This window comes from Roseburia sp. OM04-10BH, from assembly GCF_003462605.1.
Lineage (GTDB): Bacteria > Bacillota > Clostridia > Lachnospirales > Lachnospiraceae > Roseburia_C > Roseburia_C amylophila.
Genome location: NZ_QTZI01000007.1, coordinates 105,160 through 126,620 on the forward strand (window position 1 = coordinate 105,160; position 21,461 = coordinate 126,620).

A 21,461-nucleotide genomic window follows, 5' to 3' on the forward strand; every position below is an offset into this window, starting at 1 on the left:
TTGTTTTTTCATTATAAAAAGCTGTTTACTTGCCGGCATCCTTTTGCCATTGCAAATAAACAGCTTTTCTTTTCTATTATAATTCTATGCTCTTGTCAGCAACATCTGCAAATTCTTTCTGCATTTCCTCGCTTGGTGCTTTGGTGCAAAGACTCACAATTACGATACAGATTAAACTTAAGAAGAATCCTACCAGAAGGGAATAGATTCCGGTTCCGGTTCCAAGTGTTACCATGGCACCGTCTGCGTTTTTCATCAAAGGAATATAATCCCAGATGATAACTGCCAGACCGCCGGATATAATTCCTGCAATTGCTCCCGGTTTGTTCGTACGCTTCCAGAACAGGGATAATACTACCAGTGGTCCAAATGCGGCGCCAAAGCCTGCCCATGCATTGGATACCAGTCCCATGATGGAGTTGTTCGGATTCAGTGCAATGATATAAGCAATAATCGCAACTACCACTACGGTAATACGACTGACCATAAGAACCTTTTTATCACTTGCTTCTTTATTTACTACACCTTTGTATATATCTTCTGATACGGAAGATGCGGTTACTAAAAGCTGTGAATCTGCAGTAGACATAATTGCTGCAAGGATTCCGCACAGGAAGATTCCTGCAACAAACGGCAATGCATACTGCTTCGTAAACAAATGTGTAATCATATTAATGAATACATTTTCCGCAGAATCTGCCCCGGCGCTTCCAAGCACTTCCGGATACAGGTACGCTCTTCCAACCACACCGATGATGCAGGCAAAGGTTAAGGATAATGCTACCCAGACAATTGCAATACCTTTGGATTTATTTAATTCTTTCTGGCTCTTTACCGCCATAAATCTGGTCAGGATATGAGGCATTCCGCAATATCCCAATCCCCATGCGAGCTGTGAAATAATATCGATGGCACGATATGGCTCTCCACCATTCTGCCAGAGGCTCATATAGGAATCGCTTCCTCCTGCTACTCCGCTAGCATCTAAAAGTTCTCTTAATCCGCCATTGCCACTTACCACCGCATATGCCATCAGAGGCACTGCAAGAAGTGCAACCAGCATCAGCATTCCCTGGATAAAGTCTGTTACACATACTGCCATAAAACCTCCCATGAAGGTATACAGTAAAATAACAACTGCACCGATAGTTAAAGCTACGGTATAATCAACACCGGTTACTGCATGGAACAATTTTCCGCCTGCTGCAAATGCAGATGCAGTATATACCAGGAAGAATACGACTATTACTATAGAAGAAATACACAACAACACATTCTTCTTATCATGGAAACGATTCTGGAAATACTCCGGTAAAGTCAGGGAGTTATTGGCACGGATGGTATATCTGCGCAGTCTTCCGGAAATAAATATCCAGTTGCAGACCGTTCCAATAAACAGTCCAATAGCAATCCATGCCTGACCGGTTCCAAATGCATATACCGCACCCGGAAGTCCCATCAGAAGCCATCCGCTCATATCAGATGCCTGTGCGCTTAATGCTGCCACCCAGCCGCTTAAGCCTCTTCCTCCAAGAAAATAATCTTCTGAATTCTTTGTACTTTTCATATATTTCGCACCTATGGCAATCATCACACCCATATATACCACAAATGCCGCAAGAATCCACAGCACGTTACTGTTAAACATAAAATGTCCTCCTCTTAAATTACTTAATATTTAGAATAGCAATTGTTTGTTTTGTTGTAAAGTCTTATTTTATTTTGCCGATATTATTTATATAGTAGATTCTCATAAACAGCATATGTGAAAATGGATTTTCACAGAACTTTTCAAGGAGGAAAAGATATGAATCTCAAACTCGAAAATTCACTTGTGGTTCTTTCCCAACGGAAAAAGGAACAAGGACTTCCGCAGCGTCCCACCAAAAAAGAACGGAACCAGGAGCTGACCCGGGAGGAACGCCTGTTACAGCATTATCAGGAACAGATTTCCCAGATGCACGAAAGTAATTTCCAGCAGGAGCTTCAGGCAAAATTAGATTCCGGTCAGGAATTAACTCCGGAGGAAGAACAGTATTTAGAAAAAGTCAATCCGGATGCCCTAAAAGAACATGAAAAGCTAAAGGAAGAAGTGGCAGCTTACCGTAAACAGCTTCAAAACTGCCGTACCAAAAAGGACGTTGAGAAGCTAAAACTCTATAAAATGGGGCAGTTTATGTCTGAGGTTAAGACGGTTTCCAATGACCCCCACATTCCAAAAGCCAAGAAAAAGGCTATGTTAGAGCAGATTTTAAAGCGCACCTATGCCATTGAAAAAGAACACAATGATTATACCAAGACGCCGGAATATCAGGCAAAACCGGACAAAGAGCCTTACGAAGATGTAAGTCCAGCCGATAAGGATAAAAGTTCTGCCGATTCAACCGATGCAACGACATCCGATTCTACCGATAATGCAGAAATCTCTTCCGGTTCAGATTCTGCCGAAGAGTCTGTGGGTGCAGCGGATGATGGCTCAGATAAGCACACTGCCAATTTGGTCAAAGCAGAGCATGACGATAAGTCTGGTGAAGAACCTGTCACTGCTCAGTCTGTACGACGCGAAATTAATATCCATCTTTCCGGGCTACGCAAAAAAGCAGCTCATATTGATGCCAGCGTGTAAGGCAGATGGGGATTTCTTCTTATTTTATTGTTTACAGATATCAGGAAAACAGATAGAATGATATGATATAGGTGATTCGATGATATTTTAAGGTTTTTGAGAGAAAGATGATTTCATTCTGTCAACGACCTGAATACAATACATCTGCATTACCTTATATAATATAATGAATACAAAAGGGGGAGACATTTTATGCAATGTCAATCATGCGGAACACAATATCCAGATAACTTTAGAACCTGCCCGAACTGCGGTGCACCGGCTCCAATGCCAAACCAGCGTCCATACAACGGACAGCCAAATCCTTATAATGGACAGCCCCAATTTAATAACGCTCAGCAGAACCCTTATAATGGACAGCCTCAGTTTAACAATGCTCAGCAGAACCCTTATAATGGACAGCCTCAGTTTAACAATGCTCAGCAATATCCTTATGGCAATCCATACGCTGCACCGAATCAGGTTCCACAGGGAATGAGTAAACACGATTTCTATCATTCTCCACTCTGCAAGAAATACAGAGGAAATATTATTGCTTCTTCTGTTATCATTTATATATGTGTAGGAATTAATCTGCTTCTTATTGCTTTTTTACATAATTATACCTCACTGATTGATGCTGCAATTATGCTCGGACTCGGACTTGCTATTCATCTTGCGCAGAGCCGTGTATGCTCCATTTTACTTTGTGTCTATGGCGTCATTAATACCATTTTCGTATTCCTTTCGTCGGGAGAGTTTGGCGGATGGCTGATTCTTGTGGCAGCAATTTATGCTATTGTGGCAACTTTCCAGTATCAGGGTGCTTGGAATAAATATAGCAAGAGTGGTCAGATTCCTTATTAAAATATATCAATATAAGTGATTAAATTTAATCATACACAAATGTACTTTTTTGTGTTAGTATTACCAAAGACATTTGAAAAAGGCTATGAAAAGGAATAGTAACTGTCAGGAATTCTCTCAGAAAGCCGCCGGTTGATGCAAGACGGCAGAAGGAATACAGTGAACTCGCCTTGAAGCTGCCGGCTGAACCCTATAGTAGGTCGCGACGGACTCCCACCGTTACCCGGGAATAGCATGATAGTGCTAATGAGTGCATGTAACAACATGAAACAGAGTGGTACCGCGAAGGTTTTCTTTCGTCTCTATGATTCATCTTCGAATGATAGAGACGGAAGATTTTTTTTACGCAGGTTACGCTGCAACATAATCAGAATATTTTTTTGGAGGTTCAATATGAAAGGATACGAAAAATATCAGCGTGCATATTTTATGCCGCCTGAATGTACTTATGACTGGGTAAAGAAGGATTATATCGACAAGCCGCCTATCTGGTGCTCCGTTGATTTACGTGATGGCAACCAGGCTCTGATTGAGCCGATGAGCTTAGAGGAAAAGCTGCAGTTCTTTGAAATGCTGGTTAAAATTGGTTTCAAAGAAATTGAAGTTGGTTTCCCTGCTGCTTCCGAGACAGAATACAACTTTATGCGCGCCTTAATCGACCGCAATATGATTCCGGACGATGTTACCGTCCAGGTTCTGACCCAGGCAAGAGAGCATATCATCAAGAAAACCTTTGAAGCGGTAAAAGGTGCTCCGCACGCAGTCATTCATCTTTACAATTCTACCTCTGTTGCACAGCGTGAGCAGGTATTTAAAAAGAGCAAAGAGGAAGTAAAACAGATCGCCATTGACGGGGCAAAGCTTTTGAATAAACTGGCTTCTGAGACCGAAGGTAACTTCTCCTTCGAATACAGCCCGGAAAGTTTCCCGGGAACTGAAGTGGACTATGCCGTGGAAGTCTGCAACGCAGTACTTGATGTATGGCAGCCAAAGGCTTCTAATAAGGCAATCATTAATATTCCAACCACTGTTGAAAATGCAATGCCGCATGTATTTGCCACTCAGGTAGAATACATTCACAAGCATTTGAAATATCGTGATGCCGTAACACTTTCCCTGCATCCACACAATGACCGTGGCTGCGGTGTCTGTGACGCAGAGCTTGGTATTCTTGCCGGAGCCGACCGTATCGAAGGAACTCTTTTCGGTAATGGAGAGCGTACCGGTAATGTAGATATCATCACACTTGCCATGAACATGTTCTCACACGGCGTTGATCCGAAGCTTAACTTCTCCAACCTGCCTGCAATCCGCGAGAAATATGAAAACTTTACCAGAATGCACGTTTACGAACGTCAGCCATATGCCGGTGATCTGGTATTTACCGCTTTCTCCGGTTCCCATCAGGATGCCATTGCCAAAGGTATGGCATGGCGTGAAGAGAAAAAGCTCAACGAGTGGTCTGTCCCTTATCTTCCGGTTGACCCAATGGATGTGGGCAGAACTTACGATTCTGACGTTATCCGTATCAACAGCCAGTCCGGTAAAGGTGGCGTAAACTACATTTTGAAACAGAACTTTGGCATTTCTCTGCCAGAGAAAATGCGTGAGGAAGTCGGCTATCTGGTAAAACATGTTTCCGATGAAGAGCACAAAGAGCTGTCTCCACAGTGGGTATATGAAATCTTTGAAGATAAGTATGTAAAACGCCAGCCTTACTTCCAGATCGAAGAATGCCACTTCAAACAGGTGGATGGTATTATGGCAGAAGCTACGATTGTTCATGGTGGGCAGAACCGCCTGGTAAGCGCCAACGGAAATGGCCGTCTGGATGCTGTCAGCAACATTATCAAACAGTACTTCGGCATCAGCTATGAGCTGTCCATATACGAAGAACACGCTTTGAGCCATGGTTCCTCTTCCAAGGCTATGTCCTATGTAGGAATCACCTGCTATGGTCAGATGTACTGGGGTGTTGGTATCGACGACGATATCATCAAATCCTCTATCAGCGCACTGGTTGTTGCAGTAAATCAGGTTCCTTCCATAAAATCCAGTGTTGAGATTCAGGATAAGCGCTTAATGGAAATGAAGAATTACATTCAGACAAACTACCAGACCGTCACCTTAGAGGATATGGCAAAACAGTTCCACCTCTCTGAGCCGTACATTTCCAAATATATTAAGGAAAAATCCGGTCAAACATTCGTTGAACTGGTTCAGGGTGTCCGCATGAAAAAAGCAAGAACTCTTTTAAAGAACGGAAATATGACTGTTGAAAACATTGCATACTCCGTGGGTTATCAGAATGTAGAGCATTTCAACCGCCTCTTTAAAAAGAAATACGAGATGACACCGGTACAGTACCGCAATTCCTGTAGTAAATAAATCTTGATTTAAGAATTTAATTAAAGAAACACGCTTAGACCTTGTACTAAAAAAGTACTCGGACTAAGCGTTTTTTCGTAGTTTCTATCTTCCCGGCAAACTGTTATTTCCAACCGGCCATCGGGTCTGATTAACTGCCGTATCTGATTGCAGCGATATCAGTCAGCTACGATATCAGGTCGACTGCCTTACAATCAATGTCGGGATTGTAATATAAGACTGGGCATACAGATTCGGTTTTCTGATTTTCTGGAGGATGTATTTTCCCGCCTGTATTCCCATGTCATACATATCAATATTTACTACGGTCAGCTGCGGCTTCAATATCTGTGAAAATGGATAATCATCAAAAGTAATGACCCTGATATCCGAAGGTATCTCTATTCCGGCATGATGTAATGCATTGACGCAGCCATAGGCAATGTAATTGTTGGCACAGATAATGCCATCCGGTCTTACTTTATTGGAAAGAATCTCTTTGGTCATCTCATATCCACTGTCACATTGGGATTCCCCTCGCTGCACATAATCTTTCGGCACCAGCACATCATGCTCATTCAGAACCGACAACACGCCGTCCAGACGGTGCATGGAAATCTTATCCTCTTCCGTTCCACCAATAAATGCAAGGGACTGACAGCCCTGCTCCAGCAGATGTTTCGCTGCCAGCTCACCCGCCAGGCGGTTATCAATATCAATCCAGCAGAAATGGCTGGTAAAGTTAGGATTGCCAATCACTAGATGTGGAATGGATTCCTGAAAAATCATTTCATCCAGTTCTTTGGAAATTACAGCCGCATGAATGATATAGCCGTCTGCCGCCTTCTCTTCTGCTGCTTTGTGGATATAATCCCTCGCTTCTACAGATGACATATTCTTTATCACAAGGCTATAGCCCTTTTCCGTTAAGACATGCTCCATTCCGCATACCATTTCAAACATATGCGGGTTGGCAAATCCTGCATTCTTCCCCAGCGAGGTCACAAAGACAATGGTCTTTGTAGACTGTGTGACAAAATTTCTCGCCCGGAGATTCGGATGGTAATCCAGTTCCTGCATGACCTTTTTCACCCGGTCTATGGTCTCCTGAGAAATGGAATAAGAGCCGTTCATAACCTTTGAGACCGTTGCCGTAGACACTCCCGCCTGCTTTGCCACATCCTTAATCGTAACCGCCATTTTCTGTCCTTTCTGCGCCAAAATAATTTTCCGCCATCATATCTGCATGCTATTGCCCGATATCCTGTTACCATGCAATGCGTGCTATCACTCTTCCACTCTGCCTTTTATTATTACATAACCGTAGCCGTCTAATTTGCTTCCCAGCAGTCCATGCACCAACAGAATCTCACTCTGTCCACTGCCCGACTCTGCCAGAAATGCCGCAACGTCCATCGGTTCTTCATTCCTGTTTATCATAACACGAATCCGCTCTGTAGCACTATATCTTTCATAAATGTAGAGTCCGCCTTTTTCCTGGGTGTAAACCGTACGGAAATCACCTCTTCGCAGCAGTTCTTCTTTCCTGCGTAACTGAATCAGACTCCGCATAAAAGTAAAAAGAGAATCGGGCAAATTCTGTTCAAAGGATTTCTCCCGGAGTTCTTTTTCTTCCGTGGCTTTTGCTTTGCATGCCTGTTTCCATGGCATTGCCTGCCGGTAGTCCGCCTCTTCAATTCCGGTTATGCCAAGCTCATCACCATAGAAAACGGACGGCATGCCCGGAAATGTCATCTGGAAAATCAGTGCCAGCCGGTACTGCCATTCATTTTCATTGCAAAGGGAATAGAACCTGCTCACATCATGGCTGTCTAAGAGATTTAACTGTGCAAACACGGTCTGTTCCCGGTAACGCATCCGCATATTTGTAACCCGGCTGTCAAATGCTGCGCTGCTGATGCTCTCTTCTCCAAAGAAGCGTTTACAGTGTTTCCGAAAATCATAATTCATCGTTGAATCAAATATGGTTCCATCCAGCCAGTGATTGGCAGTCTCCCAGACTTCACCGATTAAGATTGCCTCCGGGTTGACTTCTTTTACTTCCCGGTAGAATCTGCGCCACAGGGCATCATTAATCTCACTTGCCACATCTAACCGCCAGCCATCTGTGTGAAATTCTTCCACCCAGTATCGCCCTACTTTGCAGATAAAATCCGCCACTTCCGGGTTTGCCGTATCAAGCTTTGGCATCATCCGCTCGTAACCGAAGCATTCGTAATTCGGATACTCCTCCGGGTCTTTGGGGCGGATAACCGGGAATTGCAATCCATAGAACCAGCCCTTTTTATCGGATGCTTCGCCTTTCTGCACCACATCCTCAAATGCCGGAAAATGCCAGCCGCAATGGTTAAATACGCCATCAATAATCACCCGGATTCCGTTGGCATGGAAGGTGTCCACCAGATCTTTAAAATCATCATTTGTTCCAAAGCATGGGTCAATGTGAAAATAATCCAGCAAATCATATTTATGATATTCGCCTGCTGCAAATATCGGATTAATGTAGATGGCATTGACGCCAAGGTTTTTCAGGTAATCCACATTTTCGGTAATGCCCTTAAGACAGCCTCCCAGCTTTCCTCTTACCACATTTCCTTCAAAGGCGGCTTCTGTTGGCTTGCCGCTGATATACGTTTTTCCTGTAGCAAAGCTGTCCGGAAAAATGTTGTAAATAACGGCATCCTTCGCCCACTCCGGCGGTCTTACAATGTCTGCTCTGTGATTAAAAGGAAGCTGGTAATATTCGGAGCGGTCATCCACCAGTTTTGCACTGAAGCAGTCTCCGTAATAATAAATTTCTTCCGTCCCACTTTCCAGCCTGAAATAATAGCACAGCCGCTTATAGGGGCGCACCAGTTTCACCTCATAATAGTCAAATAATTCACTGCCTGCCACCACATGCATTTCTGCTTCCGTGAAAATTACCGGTGTCAGGCGGCATGCCCGGTCTCCGAAATACAACCTGCAGCGTTTGATATCATCTTTGGCTGTACGGAGCCGGATTGTCACATGCTCTTCGTCTGTTCCATATGCATACTGTGACATGGGTATATGTAAAATTGCACTTTTGTTCATTCTCTGTCCAGCCTTTCTTAACCTTTTACACCTCCGGAGGTCAGTCCGGTTGTCATATTTTTCTGAAGTGCAAAGAACACAATCAGAATTGGTATCGATACCACAATGGACGCTGCCGCAAATATCGGCCAACTTCCGCTCATTTCCGTTGCCTGCAGGGAATATAAGCCTGCTGCTAACGTATAAGTATCGGAACCTGTCATAAAATTGATTGCAAAAATGTATTCATTCCATACATAGATAAGCACCATCATTGCTGTTACTGCGATGGTCGGCTTTGCAAGCGGCAGTACGATTCTCGTCACAAGCTGCACAGGCGTTGTACCGTCAATCATTGCCGCCTCTTCAATTTCTACCGGAATCGTGTCAAAATATCCTTTCATATTCCACAGGGCAAATACTGCCATAGTTCCCGTGTATACAATAATCAGACCTGTTCTGGTATTAATCAGTCCCATGGGTGACAGCAGCTTATACAGCGCTGTCATGGAAAGCAGGGATGGAAATGCATAGAGCAGTATCAATGTCCGAAGGATTGCTTTTCTGCCCGGAAATTCCTTTCTGGAGAAAACATATGCCGCCGGAATTCCTGTTCCAAGGGAAATGCCAAGGGTTACTACTGCTAATATCAGACTGTTTTTCAGCCACAGCATAATCGGTTTTTCCGTAAATACTGCTTTATAATTTGCCAGGGTGAAATGCTTCGGAAGGAAAGAAAAATTTGTACTCAATAAGCTGTTATCCGCATTTAGGGACACGGAAAATGCATACAATACCGGCACCAATACCACAAAGCAAAGCAGGATAAGAAAGATATTTGCAAAGACGAGTCCAATATTTTCTCTGGTTCGTTTCTTCATGTTAGTCCGTCTCCTCCTTTGGCTTCATATTGGTCAGCACAGAAAATACAATCAGAATGACAAATATTATCATGGAAATTGCAGAACTGTAGCCGTAATTGTTCGTTATAAATGCCTTTTCATAGGCATAGGTCAGGATTGTCTGCAGATTCGACCCGGTCTTGGCACCCACCTGCTGCGTCAGCAGGAACAGGATATCAAACTGCTTAAAGGTGGTGAATGTTGTAATTACGACCGATGGTGCAATGATTGGCTTGATCATCGGAATCGTAATATACCACATTTTCTGTAACCAGGTTGCTCCGTCCAAAACAGCACTTTCGTAAAAGCTCTTTTCAATACTCTGCAATGCACCGTCCATAATCGTTATCATAAATGGAAGTGCCAGCCAGAGGTTTACGGTGGTACAGCATAAAAATGCCATACCATCGCTGCCCAGCCATTTTACCGGCCCGATGTTGTACTTTGCCAGCCACTGATTGAGCAAGCCAAACTGGGAGTTAAACATTCCTGTTTTCCACAGAAGAATGGATACATAGCCCGGCATTGCCCAGGGGAAAATCAGCAGCGTCTTATATAGATTTCTCAGGCGGAGCCGCTTTAGGTTCAGCAGATTTGCCAGCAAGAATGCTATGATAAGCTGCAACACCATGTTTATAATTGTCCATAAAATCGTTACCAGAAATGCCTGTATAAAGCCATTATCCAGCACCAGCAGGGCATCCTTATAATTTTTCAGTCCAATCAGTTCATAATTATTCCAGTGATACACATTCATATTGGTCAGTGAAATGTACCCGGTATACAGGATTGGAAAGATTACGATGAGCAAAATCAGTATCAGGGATGGTGCTGACCAGGAATAGGCAAACAGGATTTCTTTTTTCTTATTTTTCTTCAATTTGTTACCTCATACTTTCAATCAACTGCAATGCCTCCTGCTGCGCCGCCTCTGCACTTTCCGTCACATCTTTTCCACTCATGTTGACATCGGTTAAAAGATTACCAACCACCGTCCACATTACATCCATTTCCGGAATATTCGGCATCGGTACTGCATGTTCTGCGGTATCGTGCATTGCCATAACCACTTCATCTGATGTGATTTCATCCATTTCATAGCAGCTTTCCATCGCCGGTGCACAGCCGCTTGCTTTTGCAAGATCCACCTCTACTTCCGGATCCATCAGGGCACGAAGTACTTTTTCTACCGCATCCTTCTTATTTTCTGCAGCATTTTTCAGTACATGAATTCCCTGCACTCCCATATATGGAGAAATCGGATTTCCGGTCCCGTCAATTACCGGCATTGCTGCCACGCCAACGTCCATTCCGCTTTCTCTTACGGTTGGCACCAGCCAAGGCCCTGCAATGGTAGAATGTGCCATACCTTCTTTAAACAGGGTATTTACCGTTGCATACTCCGTCTCGCCCGGCATCAAATCCACAAATTTCTTGTGATATTCCAGGGCTGCAATGGTTTCTTTGGAATCCAGCCCCGGTGTACCGTCGGCTGAAAGAATCGTACCGTTAAAGCCATTGATCCAGCCTGCTGCATAGTATGGCGTACTGTGCTGTTCCACAAAGCCATAATGTCCGCCGGCAGTGTTATTCTGCATATACTGATACAGTTCTTCCGTAGTCTGCGGCACTTCATCATCCTTCATATAAAGCCGGTTATACATGAATAACAAAGTCTCGTAATAGACAGGAAGCTGATAGATTTCTCCCTTGTAGGTTGCTGCCTCTAAGGTATTATCCATATATACATCCAGCTCCTCTTCCGGGATAATGTCTGTAATCGGTGCAAGAATGTCCATCTCTGCATATACTCCAATTTTATCATGGGCAAAGAAATACATATCCGGTGCTGCTTTCGGGTCACTTCCCACCATCTTAAGGCTTTCTGTCAAATCACTTTTCTTCTCCAGCACAACATGTACATCCGGTTCCAGTTCCTCCAGTTTCTTCTGAAGGACTTCCGCCACTGCATCTTCTTTATCATGCCAGATTGTTATGGTAGTCTTATCCGTCTCTGACACGCTGTTTCCACCACAGCCGCTTAACAATCCTGCTGCCATGGTAAGTGTAAGTGCCATTGACATCAATTTACTTCTAACTCTTCTTCTCACTTCTGTCCTCCTGTCTTTTACTTGTGACTTTTTCTTGGTTCTTATTTGTTTAATCTTTATTTATTTTTTGCATTTTTCTTTGCTACAACTATTATAATCACAACTGCTGCTGCAATAACTACAATACCGATTACGATTGGAGCAGTATTGTTGCTTCCTGCTTCTGCTGTTTCTGCCGGAGCTTCGGTTGCCGGTTCTGCTGCCGCATCTACCTGTGGCTCTTCATAGCTTACTTCAAAGTTATCGGCATCTTTTACCACAAGCCAGATATCCTTTCCTGTATCCACAGAAATATCACTGGTCTGAACACTTCCTTCATTTCCATTGACAATAATGGAATTTACCCAGCCCGGTACTTCTTTTATGAGCCATCCATTTTCGCCTTCTTCTAAGGCTTCGCCCGGCCAGGATGCAAATGCATTGGTTCCGTCCGGTGCCGACCATGCCCAAAGGCAAGGTGCATCCCAGTCAGACGGTGTGATTACATGTACGGTTATATTTGCCACCTCTGCTTTATCCGGGTCTGTATAACTAAAATCTGCTTTTCCGTCTGCATCTACTGTAACCCAGACTTCTGCGGCATCAATAGAAATGTCATCGGTCTGAACACTTCCTTCGTTGGCATTGATAATGATAGAATTTACCCAGATTGGAGCTTTGGCGGTATACCAGCCGTTGTCATCCTGCTTCATTTCCATGCCCGGCCATGCTTCAAATGCGTTAGTTCCATCCGGTGCTGACCATGCCCAGAGGCAAGGATTTTCCCAGCCTGCATCTACTTTTGCATGGACTGCAAATTTCTCCACATATTCCGGCGTCTCACCGGTGGTCTGCTTGTCATAGGTTACTTCTGCATTATCTGCATCTGTTACGGTAATCCAGCAGTCCTTTTCTCCATCCAGCACCTGCTCCGCAGTCTGGACATTTCCGTCATTGGCATTTACAATCACATGATTTACCCAGGTTGGAACCCAGATATAATACCAGCCTTCATTTGCGCTGTCTGCTTCCATCTCTTCGCCCGGCCACGCCTCAAATGCATTATTTCCATCATCATCCCATGCCCAGACACATGGATTTTCCCAGTCCTGTGGCACCTGTACATATACTGCTTTCTTTGCATCCGTTGCTTCGTCTGCTTTTATTGTCTGCGGTATCATGGCTATCGTCAATACTGCCATAAAGCAAAATGCGATTATTTTTTTCATCACTTTACTCATAAACATTCCTCCTATACATCCTTCATCAGTATCTTCCAAAACAATCTGCGCGCTTTTTGTTTGATAAGCTGATTATATTTCACCCAAAATTGTCGGTCAATTCTTATTTAGGTAATCGTTTTCCCTTATTTTATGGTTATTTTTACTAATTTGTTTTGGATTTTTTGTAGATGTTTCACAGTGATTTCTTATCAATGTGCACAAAGAGGAAATTTTTGTGAATTATTAACGAAACAGTTTCCCTGTGGTTTCCTTACCAGATACCAGGAAATGTAAGAAATACGCTTTGCGAATTTCTCGCAAAAAAGGTATATCGGCAGCAGCCGATATACCTTTCTTATTTATAATAACTTATGCCATACAATACCAGAAATTGCAGCGGATATGCCGCATAAAACAGCCATTTAAAACTTTTTCCACGCTTTCCGTTGCAGGATATCTCCCTGGCACATAACATATAGGCGAGTCCGGAAAGAACTCGCCTATATGGTCAATCAGCATCAGGATTAATGCTATGATTTTGATTGTGAATATGTTCATTTTTCATCCTCTGATATACCGATTTTACCGTCGATATAAATATTGCTCATGCCTCTCGTGCTTTTCTCCCGTATTTTTTGCTCATTCTTATATCTCGAAATGACTTTCTCCCTTTACTGCTAATAGGTGACTGTACTGCTATATGTTGTTATTGTTTCACCATTCACAGTATAAACTGCACGTACACGATAATTTCCTCTCGTGCCAGCGACGTAATTCTTAGACAAAATCAAATTATAGCCTGTTGTAGAATCAAACCAGCTTGTTACATCTGACCATCTTGTACCGGACTGTCTCTGTAGTGTCATAGTAGTTGATATGGATGCTTTTACTTTTGCATTAACCTCTGCACGTGCCGCAAATGTAGAACCATTCAGCCTTAGCCCTGTACTATAGGCTGCAATATTGGCATATCTTGCTTCTACTATTCTGTCCACACAACTATCAACACCTGCACCATACACTACTGCAGTGCCATTTGTCATACATATACAAAGACATAACGTGCAAAAAATACCCAGGATTTTCTTTTTTAATGTTTTTCTTTCCATTACAAAACCTCCTTTCCACCTGCTCTACTTATGTAACAAACGAAAACGAGGTTTTATGACAATTTTTTCCAATTTTTTAATATTATTTTATTTCACTTACTATTTTATTGTTTCTGCCATCCTGATTAATTCTTCTTTTGTTAAAACTCCTGTAATCATATAGAGATAATTTCCATCTTCCCAAACGAAATTCCCTCTTCCTTCATCCAATGTATCATCCGGAATAAAATATCCTTTAAGATTCTCAATCATAACTTCCTGCTGTTCACTTCCATTAGAACTGATTCCCAAATTGTTTACTGCATCATTGTTCATCTGCCGATACAGCATGCCTTGTTCCTTATCGTTTGTATAACATTGTTCATATATTCCCCATTCTTCTTCATGAACCTCGTTCTCCAGTGTATACCCTTCCGGCACCCACTGCGGTTTCTTGCAGACAAATTCAAAATCTTCCTCTGAATCCGGTTCAGCACCAATCTCCATTGTGTTCTTCTCGTTGTCCTCTATTGCCACCATTTCCAGATTCTCCGGTTCGCCCAGATTCAGTTGCACATGGTCGGTATACCCGGTCAGAATATATTTTCCGAGCAGACTCTGGAAAAAGCCTCTGCCCATTACGGTTGTTCCGAGAATCAATATAAGTACTGCCACAACCATAATGACACGCCGTCTGCCATGCACCGGATAAAGTGCCGGTATCGTGCGTTTTCCCATGCCCGGTTGCAGCAGCACTTTTATTTTCTTTCGAAATGTCCTTGAAAAGCGATGCTTTGGTGCAGCCATTGCGTGCTTATAATCTGCCTCACACGCCGATGTGATGGCATCCTTCAGTTCCTGTTCTGTCATAATGAATTCCCCTTCTCTAACTTTTCCTGCAGTTTCTTCCTTGCCCTGCTGGAAATGTGTCTTGCATTGTCAACTGTTGTGTCAAGAGCAGTTGCAATTTCTTCATAGCTCAATTCATTATAATATCGTAAATATAATACGTCCTTATATGGATATTTCATTCTGCCGATAAGTTCCGACATGCTGCTGCCATCCGGAAGTTCAAAGATTTCTCCGTCCCCCTGAGACTCCTGCAGCAGATTTTCAATCGTATCCTCATCCATTTTGCTTTCGCGGTTCCGCCTACGATATACATTAATTGCTCTGCTCCTAACTATAGTAACAATATAGTTCCACGCTTCATGACAGTTTTCACGAGAAATTTTATCTAAATTATTTATAATTGCAATATAGCTTTCCTGCACAGCATCTTCCGCATCTGCAGAATTCTTTAAAATTCCATATGCCACATGGTACATTGCAGAGTCAAACTGCTCACTCAACTTTCTGCAAAATTCCCTGTCCTCTTCATTTTCGATTAGTTCAAGTAACTGAAACATAACACGCTCCCATTTCCTCTGCTGTTCTTTTCCGACGCTTATGCCGTTTTCTTTGTTAAAAGTTCATGCATGATTATCATTACAACCAGTATTGCAAATAAATAAAACGGCAGCAGCGCCACCGAAATTCCACGGGCAATCATCCCAAACAGCGGCGGCATAAGCATGGTTCCGATATAAGCAAATGCCATCTGCACACCTATAATTGCCTGGGATTTGTCTGCCCCAAAATGAGCCGGAGTAGAATGAATGACGCATGGATAAATCGGTGCACATCCCAATCCGATAAGAACCAATCCTGCCATTGCCAGTATATTGCTTCCCGGCAATATCATTGCCACGATTCCAGCTACGATGATTCCCTGCCCCAGTCGTATCATCTGTATGTCATTTAATTTCATTGTGATAAAGCCACTTATGGCGCGTCCAACCGTTATTCCAATATAAAAGAGGCTTGCAAAGATTGCTGCCATTTCGCTTGACACGCCTTTATGTAAAGTCAGATAACTGCTTGCCCATAATCCGGCGGTCTGCTCCAGTGCGCAGTAACAGAAGAAACAGAGCATTACTTCCCTGGCTCCGCTAATCTTTAGTATTTCGCGAACCGATAAAACCTTCTTTCCGTTTTCTGCCGGGTCTGTCTGTAGTTCTTCCACCTCAGTCTCTTCTGTCCTTCCTTTCCACAACGGAAGGTTAAATATTAAAACAGAAGTTAATATCACCTGTATAATACCAATATATCGATAGCCCATATTCCATCCCTGTCCCATGGAAAGTGCAATTCCCATGATGTAAGGACCTGCCGTTGCTCCAACACCCCACATGCAATGGAGCCAGCTCATATGGCGGCTTTCATAATGTAATGCCACATAATTGTTTAAAGACGCATCTACACTCCCTGCGCCAAGACCGTAGGGAATTGCCCACAGGCACAATGCCCAGAAGGAGTGGGAAAAAGAAAATCCAAACAAAGCCACCGCCGTTGCAGCTACGCTGATTGCAGTTACTTTTCCGGTTCCAAGCTTCTTCGTAAGTCTGTCACTTTGCAGACTGGATACAATTGTTCCGGCGGATATAATCATAGAAATAATTCCGGCATAGGAAATTGGCACATCAAATTGTATATACATGGTTGGCCACGCAGATCCCAGTAGGGAATCCGGCAGTCCCAGACTGATAAACGCAAGATAAATAATTGCCAACAGTAATTGCGTCATAGCTGTTACTCCTCCTTGCAGATATTAACCCATTCTGAATATCCGGAGCACTGCTCCAGTTCCGGGATTGTCAGCTCAATGGCACTGTTTCCACTGCCACATGCCGGAAATACTGTTTCAAATTTTTTCAGGCTTTCATCGAGATATACTTTTATACCCTCTTTGATTCCAAAAGGGCAGACTCCGCCAACGGCGTGTCCGATATATTCTTCCACTGCCGCTGCCGGTATCATTTTTGCTTTGGTTCCGAAGGTTGTCTTATATTTGTGGTTGTCGATTCTTGCATCTCCTGCAGCTACAATCAGAATCGGCTGTTCTCCCACCAGAAAAGAAAGCGTCTTTGCAATACGCTCCGGCTCACAATGAAGCGCTTCTGCTGCCAGTTCCACTGTCGCACTGGATTCTGCCAGCTCCATAATCCGCTCCTCCATTCCAAATTCTTTTAAATATGCTCGCGCGCGTTCGATTGACATAGTTACGCTTCCTTTCATCATTTCTAATAGCTGATTTTATCAAGAATTCCAGACAGATATGCAATGGCAACACCATAGTTGCTCATTGGAACTTTCTGTTCTTTTGCACGTTCAATTCTCGTCATGACATATTTTTTATTAAACATACAGGCTCCGCACTGAATTATTAAATCATAATTAGATAAGTCTTTTGGGAAATCTGTTCCGCTGACGATATCCACTGTCAGTCCTGCTCCGATACGTTTTCTCAGCATATTCGGAATTTTCTCCCTGCCGATATCCTCTTTCAGTGGTGCATGGGTGCAGCATTCTGCAATCAGTACCTTTGATTCTTCCGTAAGACTGCTAATGGCTGCTGCGCTCTCTTTGTAGTAAGCGAAATCTCCCTTGTACTCTGCAAACAATACGGAAAATGAGGTCAGAAGACTTTCCTGCGGCTTCTTATCATATACTGTGCGGAAAACCTGGGAGTCAGTAATAATAAGCTTCGGTGGTCGCGCCAGCGCCGCCAGCGTATCCTCTAACTTATCCGTTGTGCAGCTCATTACCAGACATTTATGATCCAGCAAATCACGGATGGTCTGTACCTGTGGCAGAATCAGTCTGCCCTTTGGTGCCTGGATATCCTGCGGCATAACAAGAAGGACCAAATCTCCTTCTTCTACCAGTGCTCCGGTTATGGTTTCTTCACCATAATCATCCGGCACAAGTCTTATTAATTCTTCTTTAAATTTTTCTATATCTTCCTTGCTTTTCGAGCTGATAACAAGAATTTCCTGTTTTGTCTCTTCCTTAAGCTGTGCAGCTATAGCATCTGAACCGGTCAGAGTATCCGCCTTGCTCAATACACACAAAATCGGCGTATGTTTCTCTTTAAAATAACGGAACCATTCTAACTCTGCGCTATATTCTTCTCCTGAAAACAGCAATACTGCAATATCCGTTTTTTCTGCAGCTTTTTCCGTCTTCTCCACACGCATTTTTCCTAACTCACCCACATCATCAACCCCGGCTGTATCAATAAATACGCAGGGGCCGATGCCATGTACCTCCATCGCTTTGTAGACGGGATCCGTTGTCGTTCCCGCCACATCCGATACAATTGCTACCTGTTGTCCGGTAAATGCATTAATCAGAGAAGATTTTCCGCTGTTTCTTTTGCCATAAAAACCGATATGTATCCGGTTTGCACTTGGTGTTTCATTCAATGACATCGCTAAAGACCTCCTAGAATCTGAAATCGCGCTGTCCTTCCTCAATTTCTTTCAGATGACGTTTTGCAATTTCTCTTGTTTTTTCATTTGGTACTTTCTCTATCTCCTTAGCAATCAACGCTTCTCCGATTTTTCTGGTATCTTCAGAAGCATAATCAATCAAATATTCCTTCAATGTCATCAGCGCATTCGGATGACAGCAATTTAAAATCTGCTGGTTCTTACAAAGACTCATAAAACGGTCTCCTGTTCTGCCTTCCCGGTAACATGCCGTACAGAAACTTGGAATGTAACCCATATCCATCAGCCAGTGCACTACCTCATCCAGCGTTCTGGTATCACTGACATCAAACTGTTCGGAACGTTCGTCTTCCGGCTCCGGATGGTCATATCCACCAACGGAAGTCTTGGAACCACCACTAATCTGGGATACGCCAAGGCGGATAACTTTCTCACGTACCGCCTGGCTCTCTCTGGTAGAAATAATCATTCCGGTATATGGAACTGCCACACGGATACATGCACAGATTTTTGCAAAAATATCATCACTGATTCCATTATCGAATACATCCGGGTCAATGTCATCTGCACGTTTGATTCGTGGCACGCTGATGGTATGTGGTCCTACTCCATGCACTGCCTCCAAATGTTCTGCATGCATCAGAAGTCCTGCAAATTCATATTTGTAAAGTTCCAATCCAAAAAGTACGCCTAAGCCAACATCATCGATGCCACCTTCCATGGCACGGTCCATGGCTTCGGTATGATATGCATAATCATGCTTTGGTCCGGTTGGATGTAATTTTTCATAGCTTTCTTTATGATAAGTTTCCTGAAAAAGGATGTAAGTTCCGATTCCGGCCTCTTTTAATTTCCGGTAATTTTCTACGGTTGTTGCAGCAATATTTACATTAACACGACGAATTGCGCCGTTTTTGTGCTTAATGCTGTAAATGGTCTTAATACACTCTAAGATATATTCGATTGGATTATTCACCGGGTCTTCGCCTGCTTCAATTGCCAGACGCTTGTGTCCCATATCCTGTAATGCCGTTACTTCCTGACGCACTTCATCCTGTGTCAGCTTCTTACGGGCAATATGCTTATTTTTTCCATGGTACGGGCAATACACACATCCATTGATACAGTAGTTGGACAAATACAATGGTGCAAACATTACAATACGATTTCCATAGAAATCTTTTTTAATCTGTTCTGCAAGGTCATATACTTCCTGGATTTTCTCTTCGTTCTCGCAGGCCAGCAATACTGATGCTTCTCTGTGAGTAAGCCCTTTCCGTAATTTTGCCTTTGCAATGATTTCGTCAATAAGGGCAAGATTGTCCTTATTTGCCTCGGCATATGCCAGAGTCTCTTCAATCTCTTCGTGGCAGATAAATTCTTCTGCTTTTAATGATGCTTTGTTATACATAATGTTTCCTTTCTTCCGGGTCAGAAGCTCTTCCCCGTTGGTTATTATATGGTGATTTAAGAAATACCTCTTGTATTTCCTTTATTTATATAAATGGTGAATCTCCTCTTGAGACCACCAGTTTATATCCAATGGATTCCATACGGTTGCCAAGACATCCACGGCATTCCGCTGCCTCTTCCCCGGTACAGATTTTATTATCGTAAAGGGCATACTTCTTCCGCACCTTTACCGGTGACAGATTCGGCATTACCACATTTCCTCCTGCTAAGATGCCAAGCTCCCTGCCCCTTGAATGGATAGTTCCCAATGCTGTAGTTGCCGGAAGCAATACCTTCGGCAGCATCAGGCGGATAATTGCCAGTAAAAACAGCGTCATCTCAAGACTTCCCGGCTCCATCTCTCCAAACGGCGTATCCTTTTGCGGAATAAACGGGCCGATTCCTACCATATGCGGATTGAATGCTTTCATAAAGACAAGGTCTTCCACCAGATTATCTATGGTCTGATAAGGAGAACCTACCATAATGCCACACCCCACCTGATAACCGATTTCCTTTAAGGTATACAGGCACTGCTTGCGGTTTTTAAGAGACATTTCTGCCGGATGAAGCTTCCCATAATGGACTTCATTCGCGGTCTCATGACGCAATAAATAGCGGTCTGCTCCTGCCGTGTAAAGTCTTTCATAGCTTTCCCGGCTCCGCTCTCCTAAGGACAATGTAATGGCACAGTCCGGGTAAGCAGCTTTTATCTTATGAAGTAAATCTTCCAGTAAATCATCTGTGTAGTAGCCGTCTTCGCCACCCTGCAGGACAAAGGTACGAAACCCTAATGCATAACCATTTTCACAGCAGGATAGGATTTCTTCTTCACTCAGGCGGTAACGTTCTGCATTCTGATTGCTTCTTCGGATGCCGCAATAGATGCAGTCATTCTTACAGTAATTGGATATTTCAATCAGTCCTCTGGTATAGACTTCATTTCCAAATGTCTCTTTCTGTCTTTTTCTCGCCAGTTCAAAGCCGTACTCTGCAATTTCTTTATCGGTATGCAGTTCTAATAATTCTTTATATTCTGCCTCTGTAAGCTGTGTATCCTGATACAGCTTATTAAATAACTCTTTTCCTCTATTCTTCATGTCTGGTCACCACACTGGAATATGCTGTTTTTACACTGATTCCCGGTAATTTTCCGATCTTACCGGTCAGTGCACTGATGGTATCCTGCGGCGCATCGATTGCTATACTTACGATATTTATGCCTCTCTCCCGGTATGGAATTCCCATTCTTCCGATAATATAAGCTGCATATTCATGTAAAATTTCATTTAATGCTCCGACGGATTCGTCCTTTTCTATTACAATGCCGATTACAGCCACTCTGGTATCTGCTGCCATTTCTTCGTCCCTCTTGTTTTTCTGAATCAATACAATTTCAACGCTTATTTTACGTTTTTAGTATAAGAGATTTATTTTTGGATTACAATTGTTAAGCCC

Annotated in this window: 19 protein-coding genes and 1 other annotated feature; of the genes, 3 read left to right on the plus strand and 16 right to left on the minus strand. The window is 43.2% G+C overall.

Annotated elements, in window-relative coordinates; all coding sequences use genetic code 11:
* Nucleotides 1–76 precede the first annotated feature (76 nt).
* Nucleotides 77–1,648, minus strand: coding sequence for a sodium/proline symporter PutP (gene putP / locus DXB43_RS08935; protein WP_117947379.1), 1,572 nt, complete (start codon nucleotides 1,646–1,648; stop codon nucleotides 77–79).
* Between the two features lie 159 nt (nucleotides 1,649–1,807).
* On the opposite strand from putP, the gene DXB43_RS08940 reads away from it, so the two are divergent.
* The 3 genes from DXB43_RS08940 to DXB43_RS08950 all read left to right on the plus strand — a co-directional run bounded on the left by DXB43_RS08940 (nucleotide 1,808) and on the right by DXB43_RS08950 (nucleotide 5,860).
* Nucleotides 1,808–2,626 (plus strand): hypothetical protein, encoded by an 819-nt coding sequence (locus tag DXB43_RS08940; protein ID WP_117947380.1) that lies wholly within the window; start codon nucleotides 1,808–1,810, stop codon nucleotides 2,624–2,626.
* A 192-nt stretch (nucleotides 2,627–2,818) separates the two neighbouring features.
* Entirely contained in the window at nucleotides 2,819–3,472 is a 654-nt protein-coding gene (locus tag DXB43_RS08945) for a zinc ribbon domain-containing protein (RefSeq protein ID WP_117698345.1), read from the plus strand.
* Between the two features lie 76 nt (nucleotides 3,473–3,548).
* Nucleotides 3,549–3,779, plus strand: a binding site (T-box leader).
* Between the two features lie 86 nt (nucleotides 3,780–3,865).
* On the plus strand, nucleotides 3,866–5,860 hold the full coding sequence (locus tag DXB43_RS08950; RefSeq protein WP_117698344.1) for a 2-isopropylmalate synthase: 1,995 nt from the start codon (nucleotides 3,866–3,868) through the stop codon (nucleotides 5,858–5,860).
* A gap of 174 nt (nucleotides 5,861–6,034) precedes the next feature.
* Here DXB43_RS08950 and DXB43_RS08955 read toward each other — a convergent pair whose 3' ends face one another.
* From DXB43_RS08955 to DXB43_RS09030, 15 genes are all read right to left on the minus strand, one after another.
* The gene (locus DXB43_RS08955; protein ID WP_117947381.1) at nucleotides 6,035–7,060 is read right to left on the minus strand and encodes a LacI family DNA-binding transcriptional regulator; all 1,026 of its coding nucleotides are present in this window, start codon (nucleotides 7,058–7,060) and stop codon (nucleotides 6,035–6,037) included.
* 66 nt (nucleotides 7,061–7,126) lie between these two features.
* Entirely contained in the window at nucleotides 7,127–8,935 is a 1,809-nt protein-coding gene (locus tag DXB43_RS08960) for a glycoside hydrolase family 13 protein (protein WP_117947382.1), read from the minus strand.
* Nucleotides 8,936–8,952: 17 nt separating this feature from the next.
* Nucleotides 8,953–9,795: a sugar ABC transporter permease gene (locus tag DXB43_RS08965; protein ID WP_117698341.1), complete on the minus strand. Its 843-nt coding sequence runs from the start codon at nucleotides 9,793–9,795 to the stop codon at nucleotides 8,953–8,955.
* A 1-nt stretch (nucleotide 9,796) separates the two neighbouring features.
* Nucleotides 9,797–10,696: a carbohydrate ABC transporter permease gene (locus DXB43_RS08970; RefSeq protein ID WP_117947383.1), complete on the minus strand. Its 900-nt coding sequence runs from the start codon at nucleotides 10,694–10,696 to the stop codon at nucleotides 9,797–9,799.
* 4 nt (nucleotides 10,697–10,700) lie between these two features.
* Complete coding sequence (locus DXB43_RS08975) at nucleotides 10,701–11,927, minus strand: extracellular solute-binding protein (RefSeq protein ID WP_242994255.1); 1,227 nt, start codon at nucleotides 11,925–11,927, stop codon at nucleotides 10,701–10,703.
* A 56-nt stretch (nucleotides 11,928–11,983) separates the two neighbouring features.
* Entirely contained in the window at nucleotides 11,984–13,147 is a 1,164-nt protein-coding gene (locus tag DXB43_RS08980) for a starch-binding protein (protein WP_158567210.1), read from the minus strand.
* Between the two features lie 659 nt (nucleotides 13,148–13,806).
* Nucleotides 13,807–14,238 carry a hypothetical protein gene (locus tag DXB43_RS08990; protein ID WP_022242798.1) on the minus strand — a complete coding sequence of 144 codons (432 nt, stop codon included), beginning with the start codon at nucleotides 14,236–14,238 and terminating at the stop codon, nucleotides 13,807–13,809.
* 99 nt (nucleotides 14,239–14,337) lie between these two features.
* Nucleotides 14,338–15,087 carry a DUF4367 domain-containing protein gene (locus DXB43_RS08995; RefSeq protein WP_117947387.1) on the minus strand — a complete coding sequence of 250 codons (750 nt, stop codon included), beginning with the start codon at nucleotides 15,085–15,087 and terminating at the stop codon, nucleotides 14,338–14,340.
* Entirely contained in the window at nucleotides 15,084–15,626 is a 543-nt protein-coding gene (locus tag DXB43_RS09000; RefSeq protein WP_022242801.1) for an RNA polymerase sigma factor, read from the minus strand. The genes DXB43_RS08995 and DXB43_RS09000 overlap by 4 nt, the downstream gene beginning before the upstream one ends.
* A 38-nt stretch (nucleotides 15,627–15,664) precedes the next feature.
* The gene (locus tag DXB43_RS09005) at nucleotides 15,665–16,843 is read right to left on the minus strand and encodes an MFS transporter (protein ID WP_117947388.1); all 1,179 of its coding nucleotides are present in this window, start codon (nucleotides 16,841–16,843) and stop codon (nucleotides 15,665–15,667) included.
* A 5-nt stretch (nucleotides 16,844–16,848) separates the two neighbouring features.
* The gene (locus DXB43_RS09010) at nucleotides 16,849–17,316 is read right to left on the minus strand and encodes a YbaK/EbsC family protein (RefSeq protein WP_117947389.1); all 468 of its coding nucleotides are present in this window, start codon (nucleotides 17,314–17,316) and stop codon (nucleotides 16,849–16,851) included.
* A gap of 23 nt (nucleotides 17,317–17,339) precedes the next feature.
* On the minus strand, nucleotides 17,340–18,530 hold the full coding sequence (gene hydF, locus DXB43_RS09015) for a [FeFe] hydrogenase H-cluster maturation GTPase HydF (protein WP_117842319.1): 1,191 nt from the start codon (nucleotides 18,528–18,530) through the stop codon (nucleotides 17,340–17,342).
* A gap of 13 nt (nucleotides 18,531–18,543) precedes the next feature.
* Nucleotides 18,544–19,962 carry a [FeFe] hydrogenase H-cluster radical SAM maturase HydG gene (gene hydG / locus DXB43_RS09020; RefSeq protein WP_117842320.1) on the minus strand — a complete coding sequence of 473 codons (1,419 nt, stop codon included), beginning with the start codon at nucleotides 19,960–19,962 and terminating at the stop codon, nucleotides 18,544–18,546.
* A gap of 85 nt (nucleotides 19,963–20,047) precedes the next feature.
* Entirely contained in the window at nucleotides 20,048–21,103 is a 1,056-nt protein-coding gene (gene hydE / locus DXB43_RS09025; protein ID WP_117947390.1) for a [FeFe] hydrogenase H-cluster radical SAM maturase HydE, read from the minus strand.
* Nucleotides 21,093–21,362 (minus strand): TM1266 family iron-only hydrogenase system putative regulator, encoded by a 270-nt coding sequence (locus tag DXB43_RS09030; RefSeq protein WP_022242806.1) that lies wholly within the window; start codon nucleotides 21,360–21,362, stop codon nucleotides 21,093–21,095. The genes hydE and DXB43_RS09030 overlap by 11 nt, the downstream gene beginning before the upstream one ends.
* Nucleotides 21,363–21,461: the final 99 nt, after the last annotated feature.

Bases quoted from the DNA above. Each gene is read 5' to 3' on its own strand.
- putP (WP_117947379.1), bottom strand. From the start codon at position 1,648: ATGTTTAACAGTAACGTGCTGTGGATTCTTGCGGCATTTGTGGTATAT.
- DXB43_RS08940 (WP_117947380.1), top strand. From the start codon at position 1,808: ATGAATCTCAAACTCGAAAATTCACTTGTGGTTCTTTCCCAACGGAAA.
- DXB43_RS08945 (WP_117698345.1), top strand. From the start codon at position 2,819: ATGCAATGTCAATCATGCGGAACACAATATCCAGATAACTTTAGAACC.
- DXB43_RS08950 (WP_117698344.1), top strand. From the start codon at position 3,866: ATGAAAGGATACGAAAAATATCAGCGTGCATATTTTATGCCGCCTGAA.
- DXB43_RS08960 (WP_117947382.1), bottom strand. From the start codon at position 8,935: ATGAACAAAAGTGCAATTTTACATATACCCATGTCACAGTATGCATAT.
- DXB43_RS08965 (WP_117698341.1), bottom strand. From the start codon at position 9,795: ATGAAGAAACGAACCAGAGAAAATATTGGACTCGTCTTTGCAAATATC.
- DXB43_RS08980 (WP_158567210.1), bottom strand. From the start codon at position 13,147: ATGAGTAAAGTGATGAAAAAAATAATCGCATTTTGCTTTATGGCAGTA.
- DXB43_RS08990 (WP_022242798.1), bottom strand. From the start codon at position 14,238: ATGGAAAGAAAAACATTAAAAAAGAAAATCCTGGGTATTTTTTGCACG.
- DXB43_RS08995 (WP_117947387.1), bottom strand. From the start codon at position 15,087: ATGACAGAACAGGAACTGAAGGATGCCATCACATCGGCGTGTGAGGCA.
- DXB43_RS09000 (WP_022242801.1), bottom strand. From the start codon at position 15,626: ATGTTTCAGTTACTTGAACTAATCGAAAATGAAGAGGACAGGGAATTT.
- DXB43_RS09005 (WP_117947388.1), bottom strand. From the start codon at position 16,843: ATGACGCAATTACTGTTGGCAATTATTTATCTTGCGTTTATCAGTCTG.
- DXB43_RS09010 (WP_117947389.1), bottom strand. From the start codon at position 17,316: ATGTCAATCGAACGCGCGCGAGCATATTTAAAAGAATTTGGAATGGAG.
- hydF (WP_117842319.1), bottom strand. From the start codon at position 18,530: ATGTCATTGAATGAAACACCAAGTGCAAACCGGATACATATCGGTTTT.
- hydG (WP_117842320.1), bottom strand. From the start codon at position 19,962: ATGTATAACAAAGCATCATTAAAAGCAGAAGAATTTATCTGCCACGAA.
- hydE (WP_117947390.1), bottom strand. From the start codon at position 21,103: ATGAAGAATAGAGGAAAAGAGTTATTTAATAAGCTGTATCAGGATACA.
- DXB43_RS09030 (WP_022242806.1), bottom strand. From the start codon at position 21,362: ATGGCAGCAGATACCAGAGTGGCTGTAATCGGCATTGTAATAGAAAAG.